Source organism: Kitasatospora sp. NPDC087271 (assembly GCF_044744605.1).
GTDB lineage: Bacteria > Actinomycetota > Actinomycetes > Streptomycetales > Streptomycetaceae > Kitasatospora.
Genome location: NZ_JBIUYQ010000033.1, coordinates 65,500 through 71,892 on the forward strand (window position 1 = coordinate 65,500; position 6,393 = coordinate 71,892).

Annotated in this window: 5 protein-coding genes; all 5 read right to left on the reverse strand. The window is 73.3% G+C overall.

The window, feature by feature from the left end:
• Nucleotides 1-94: 94 nt before the first annotated feature.
• The gene (locus ACIO9K_RS34200; RefSeq protein ID WP_363624977.1) at nucleotides 95-751 is read right to left on the reverse strand and encodes a YigZ family protein; all 657 of its coding nucleotides are present in this window, start codon (nucleotides 749-751) and stop codon (nucleotides 95-97) included.
• A 164-nt stretch (nucleotides 752-915) separates the two neighbouring features.
• Complete coding sequence (locus tag ACIO9K_RS34205) at nucleotides 916-2,205, reverse strand: DUF6986 family protein (RefSeq protein WP_400335631.1); 1,290 nt, start codon at nucleotides 2,203-2,205, stop codon at nucleotides 916-918.
• Nucleotides 2,206-2,342: 137 nt separating this feature from the next.
• Nucleotides 2,343-3,926, reverse strand: coding sequence for a DUF2637 domain-containing protein (locus ACIO9K_RS34210; RefSeq protein ID WP_400335633.1), 1,584 nt, complete (start codon nucleotides 3,924-3,926; stop codon nucleotides 2,343-2,345).
• 201 nt (nucleotides 3,927-4,127) lie between these two features.
• Complete coding sequence (locus tag ACIO9K_RS34215; protein ID WP_063347646.1) at nucleotides 4,128-4,793, reverse strand: response regulator transcription factor; 666 nt, start codon at nucleotides 4,791-4,793, stop codon at nucleotides 4,128-4,130.
• Nucleotides 4,745-6,154 (reverse strand): sensor histidine kinase, encoded by a 1,410-nt coding sequence (locus ACIO9K_RS34220; protein WP_400335635.1) that lies wholly within the window; start codon nucleotides 6,152-6,154, stop codon nucleotides 4,745-4,747. The genes ACIO9K_RS34215 and ACIO9K_RS34220 overlap by 49 nt, the downstream gene beginning before the upstream one ends.
• Nucleotides 6,155-6,393 lie beyond the last annotated feature (239 nt).

A 6,393-nucleotide genomic window follows, 5' to 3' on the forward strand; every position in this document is an offset into this window, starting at 1 on the left:
CCAGGCTAGGCACGCCCCGCAAGGCTCCGAAACGGATCGGCCGCGATCTGGCCGAATAGGTGGCCGAAAGCGCCGCCGCCCGTCTGCTCCGGCATCAGACCGGCACCTCGACGTACGTCCGGCCGGCCGGGACCGCGACGGCGGTACCGCCGGTCGCCTCGGCAAGCCAGGCGTGGAAGGCCGGCACCTCAGGCTGCGGTACGCCCACCTCGATCCGCACCCCGGCCGGTTCGTAGGCCAGGTCGCTGACCGTGTACCCGGCCGCCCGCAGGTCGTTCTCTACCCGCCCCGCGCGCACGTGGTCGGCCGTCACCGCGAGCAGCGCCACCGGCCGCCGCTCCAGCAGACCGACCTCGTCCACCGCCTCGGACACCGCGTTCCCGTACGCCCGCACCAGGCCGCCCGCGCCGAGCTTGATGCCGCCGAAGTACCTGGTCACCACGGCGGCGGTGTCGGTCAGGCCGCGTCGGCGCAGCACCTCCAGCATCGGCACCCCGGCGGTGCCGCCGGGCTCGCCGTCGTCGCTGGAACGCTCGCGGCGCTGCTCCTCGCCGACCACGAAGGCGGTGCAGTTGTGCCGCGCGTCCCAGTACTGCTTGCGGATGCCGGCGATGAAGGCCTGCGCCTCCTCCTCGTCGGCGACCCGGGCGAGGTGGCAGATGAACCGGGACTTCTTGATCTCGGTCTCGTGGCTGCCGGCCCGCCGGATGGTGAGGTACGGCCTGGCGGTCGGTTCCGGCGTGGCGGACATGACGCGGTGGTTCTCCCGGAAACGGCGACGGCTGGCGGCGCACGCCCCGGGCGTCCCGGGGCGGCACCGCCAGCTTAGGCGTGTCTTGTGGGTCAGGTCGGTCCCGGCCTGACCCACAAGACGCGCCACAGGCCCTGGCCGGGCTTCGTCGGCCGGTCGCGGGGTCAGCGCCCGGCCAGGGCATCCAGCCGGGCGCGGTCCAGGCCGGTCAGCGCGGTGACCTCGGCCGGGTCGACGGCGCCGCAGTCCAGGCCGCGCAGCAGGTAGCCGCTGAGCGCCCGGGCGGTGGCCGGCTCGTCCATCACGTCGCCAGCCGCCTTGGCGACGTACGCGGCCAGCCGGGCGGCGGCGGCCGCCAGGCCCTCGCGGTAGAAGGAGTACACCGCGACGTAGCGGGTTGGCAGGTGCGCCGGGTGCATGTCCCAGCCCTGGTGGTAGGCGCGGGCCAGCGAGCGGCGGACCAGGTCGTGGTGGAGCTTCCAGGCGGCGTGCACCTGTTCGGTGGAGCCGGTCGGGATGACGTTGGTCGAGCCGTCGGAGAGCCGGACGCCGGTGCCGGCCGCGGCCACCTGCATGACCGCCTTCGCGTGGTCGGCGACCGGGTGGTCCATGCTCTGGTGGGCCGCGCTGACGCCGCAGGAGGCGCTGTAGTCGAAGGTGCCGTAGTGCAGCCCGGTGGCGCGGCCCTCGGCCGCCTCGATCATCCGGGCCACGGTGGCCCGGCCGTCCGGGCCGAGGATGGCCTGGGTGGTCTCGATCTGGATCTCGAAGCCGATCCGGCCGGCGGGCAGCCCGGCGCGGCGCTCGAAGTCCTCCAGCAGCCGGACCAGCGCGGTGACCTGCTCGGCGTAGGTCACCTTGGGCAAGGTGAGGACCAGGCCGTCCGGCAGGCCGCCGCCGGCCAGCAGGGTGGCCAGGAACAGTTCCAGGGTGCGGATGCCGCGGTCGCGGACGACCGCCTCCATGCACTTGATCCGGATGCCGAGGTACGGCGGTGCGGTGCCCTCCGCCGCGGCGGCGGCGACCAGTTCGGCGGCGCGGACGGCGGCGGCGTCCTCCTCGGCGTCCGGGCGGGGTCCGTAGCCGTCCTCGAAGTCGATCCGCAGGTCCTCGACCGGCTCGCGCTCCAGCTTGGCGCGGACCCGGGCGTGCACGTCGGCGAACAGTTCGTCGTCGGCCACGCCGAGGGCACGGGCCAGCTCGGCGGGGGTGCCGGCGTGGGTGTCGAAGGCCTCCAGGGCCTGGCGGCCCCACTCCCTTACGGTGTCGGCGGCGAAGGCGTCGGCCGGGACGTAGACGGTGTGCACCGGCTGCCTGGTCCCGGTGTCGCCGGGGTAGCGGCGCGCCAGGTCGGCGTCGACCGGGGCGAGCAGCGCCTCCACGGCGGCGCGGGCGGCGGCGGAGAAGGAGGCCCCGCCCGTCGGTCCGTTACCGTCGACCTCGACCTGCGACATCCGCACTCCTCCACGCCGGACCGGCACTTCAACAGTTTGTTGAGGCGAAGGTAGCTCCGGTCGGACCGGGCGTCAATGGCCGACCGAGCGGTGGGCGGAGGAGCCTTCGACGGAGCGTCCGGCCGAGGCGGCCCGGGTCAGTCCCTCCCGGCGGCGGCGTAGCGGTCGCGCAGCTGCGGGTAGAGCTCGGCGACGTCCTTGGGGTGGACCGAGCCGTCCGGGCGGTTGCCGGTGACGCCGTACTGCTTGGTCAGCCACTCGGCGAGGCGCTGCGGGTCGGGCTGGTGCTCGTGGTTGTCCATGTAGCTGACCAGGGCGTCATAGGCCAGGTCCGGATCCAGCCGGGACGGGGCCGAGCGGGGCGCGGACTCCTCGTCATGGACGGGGAACTGCTCGGCCGCGACGAACTCCTCGCCGTGGCCGGGCTGCTCGGCCTGAGCGGGCTGCCCAGCCGGGACGGGCGGCCCGGGGTGGCGGGGCTGCGGCTCGGCGGCGAGCCCCGCCTCCTGGGCGACCTGGGCCTGGGGCTGATGCGGGAGGACCGGCTCCTCGGCGACCGGGCGCGGGGGCTTGAACCACGGCGAGGCCTGGCCGGGCACCCGCCCGCCGGGGGCGGCGTCGGACGGGTGGCCCGTGGTGCGCACCGGGCGCTCGGTCCACACGTTCAGCTCCTCGCGGTGCGGCTGCGGGGACTCCTGCGCCACTCCGTCCGGCTCCTGCGCGGCGCGCAGCCGGACGGCCGCCAGCTTCGCCAGCATCGGCGCGGCCACCTCGGCGGACATCGGCGCGACGGCGACCGGAGCCGGGGCCGGTTCGGGCTGGGGTTGGGGTTGGGCCTGGACCTGGGGTTGGACCTGCTGTATCTGCTGTATCTGCTGGGCCGGCTCCGGGCGGGCCGAAGCGGGAGCCGGGGCGGCGGCGACGGGAGCCGCGGGCGCAGCGGCCTCGGCCGGGGCGATGGCCGTTGCGGCGCGGCCGTCCTGCCGCTGGAGCTCCAGCGCCTCCTTCTCCGCCAGAGCCTCCCGAGCCTCGCGCTCGCGCGCCTCCTCGTCCAGACGGTCGAACAGCGTCGGGTCCAGCGGCACCCCGTACTTGGCCAGCTTGAGCGGCAGCAGGGCCTGGATCGGCGCCGAGCGGCGCCAGCCGCGGCCGTACCGGAAGCGCAGCTGCGCCCGGTAGACCAGGCGGTTCTGCTCCAGCCGGACGACCTCGTCGTAGGAGCGCAGCTCCCAGAGCTTCATCCGGCGCCAGAGCTTGAAGGTCGGCACCGGGGAGAGCAGCCAGCGCATCACCCGGACCGAGTCCATGTGCCGGTCGGCCGTGATCGCCGCGATCCGGCCGACCGCGTGCCGGGAGGCCTCGACCACGACCACGAAGAGCACCGGGATGACGGCGTGCATCCCCATGCCGAGTGGATCGCCCCAGGAGGCGGCCGCGTTGAAGGCGATCGTGGCGACGGTCAGCACCCAGGCGGTCTGCCGCAGCATCGGGAAGGGAATCCGCAGCCAGGTCAGTACCAGGTCGAGCGAGAGGAGCACGACGATGCCGGCGTCGACGCCGATCGGAAAGGCGTAGGAGAAGGCCCCGAAGCCCTTCTCCTGGGCCAGTTCGCGCACCGCGTTGTACGAGCCCGCGAAGCCGATGCCCGAGATGATGCAGGCGCCGGCCGCGACCAGGCCGAGCAGGCCCCGATGGGCCTTGGTGAGCGTTGGGCGTGCCATTACGTCTATCAACCCCTGGATGTCGGCTGCTGCCGTACGCTGCCTCGGCTGCCGGTTCCCGCTTGTCGGGGCGCCGGACGGCTGAGCGACCTCCGGGCTCGGCCCACCGGAGTTTACTCGTACACCTGTTTCGGCGTTTCCGCAGCCTGGCGTGTCACCGTCCGGGGCTGACGACCGGCCCGCCGCGAACCGGGCGGATCGTCAGCCCTTCGGCCCGGCCGTTCCGTTGAGGTAGGTCAGCACCGCGAGCACCCGGCGGTTGGCGTCCTCGGCCGGGGCCAGTTCGAGCTTGGTGAAGATGTTGGCGATGTGCTTGGCCACCGCACCGTCGCTGACCGCCAAGCGGGCGGCGATCGCCGAGTTGGAGCAGCCCTCGGCCATCAGCTCCAGCACCTCGCGCTCGCGCGGGGACAGCCGCAGCAGCGGGCCGGGCCGACGCGAGGTGATCTGCATCAGCTTCGCGATCACGTCCGGGTCCATCGCCGTTCCGCCGGCCGCCACCCGGCGGACCGCGTCGATGAACTGGTCGGCGTTGAACACCCGGTCCTTCAGCAGGTATCCGATCCCGCCGGTGCCGTCGGCCAGCAGTTCCCGCGCGTACAGCTGCTGGACGTGCTGCGACAGCACCAGCACCGGCAGACCCTGGATCTCCTTGCGGGCCTTCAGCGCCGCCTGCAGCCCCTCGTCGGTGAGCGTCGGGGGCAGCCGGACGTCGACCACGGCCACGTCCGGCCGGTGGGTCAGCAACGCCTCCAGCAGTTCGGGGCCCGTCTCCACGGCCGCGGCGATGGTGAAACCGTGCGCTTCCAGCAGTCGGATCAGGCCTTCGCGAAGGAGGTAGAGGTCCTCGGCGAGGACAACTCGCACGGCAGCTCCAAGGTGATGGTGGTCGGACCGCCCGACGTGCTGTCGATGGCGAGGACACCGTCGAAGGTACCCAATCGCCGCTCGATCCCGCGCAGACCGGTGCCCCGGGACGGATCCGCCACGCCCACCCCGTCGTCCGTCACCGTGATCCGCAGGAGCCCGGCCCGGTACAGGATGTCCACCCACACCTGCTCCGCCCCGGAGTGCTTGGCCGCATTGGCCAGCAGCTCGCAGACGCTGAAGTAGGCCGCCGCCTCCACCGGCGCCGGTGGACGGTCCGGCAGGCTCACGCACACCTCGGTCGGCAGGGCGCTGTCCAGCGCCAAGGCGCGCACGGCGTCGCCCAGTCCACGCTCGGCGAGCACCGGCGGGTGAATGCCGCGGACCAGGTCCCGCAGTTCCTGCAGCGCCCGGGCCGAGGACTGCCGCGCCTCGGAGAGCAACTCCCGAGCTGCTGCCTGATCGGTGTCCATCAGGTGCTCGATCGTGCCCAGCGTCATCCCTATCGCGACCAGTCGCGCCTGCGCGCCGTCGTGCAGGTCCCGCTCGATCCGCCGCAGCTCCGCCGCCTGGTCGCCGACCGCGTCCGCCCTGGTCTCGGTCAGCTCGGCCACCCGCCTGGTCAGCTGGGCGTGCGTCGCCCGGCCGTCCTGGTCCAGTACCCGGCGGGCCACCTCGGCGTACCCGCGCACCGCGTACGGTGCCACGAGCACCCCGACCGCAACCATGCCGAGCCCGAGCGCGGCGCTCAGCAGGACCGACACCAGGCGTGCGGGCACCGGCCCGAACCCGTCCACAGGCAGCGGCGTCAGGATGCAGGCCACGCCCAGCACCATCAGGACGGCCACCGGACCCGCCAGCGCCACCACCAGGGCGGGGCTGATGGCCAGCCAGGCCACCTCCGACCGAGTGGTCCGGTCCCGGGCGCCCCAGTGCAGCAGTTGCGCGTACTTCGCGACCGTCCGGGAACGGTGGTACGAGTAGCCCGTCCACCAGTGCCCGCGTTCGTCCAGCTCCAACGCGGGCCGGGGCTGGTACACGGCCGGCAGGCGGATCCCGTACCAGCGCTCCAGCTGCTGGCGCGTCCGGCTCGCCGTCCGGCGCACGAACAGGACCGCCACCAGGGCGCCGGCGACGGCCGCCACCGCGAGGCCGAACAGGACCACCGGGTAGTAGGAATCCTGGAAGACCGAGGCCGTGACCCCACCTGCCGCCACCGCCGCTCCCACCGGCAGCACCAGCCCCGGCACCGCGCCCACCACCAGGAGGGCCAGCCGCGCCAGCCCCTGGCCGCCCGACGCGACGGCCGCCTCGGCCTGCGCGCGCACGGTCGCGCCGCTCGTTCGACTCGCTGTTGCCACGGAAACTCCTGATGCCGGTCTCGATCGTCCTCCACAAGTGTTCACGAACGACCCGCTCCAGGCACTGGCCATGCCACCCCAATTGCGAGGTGGTCCTAGCACCACCTGCGGGTGGACATAGCCCGAACGGATTGTTGAGATTATCCGGAAATGCAGAGAACCCCCATCCGGTTTCCCGGATGGGGGTTCTCTGTGAATGATTGTTCGGCGGCGTCCTACTCTCCCACAGGGTCCCCCCT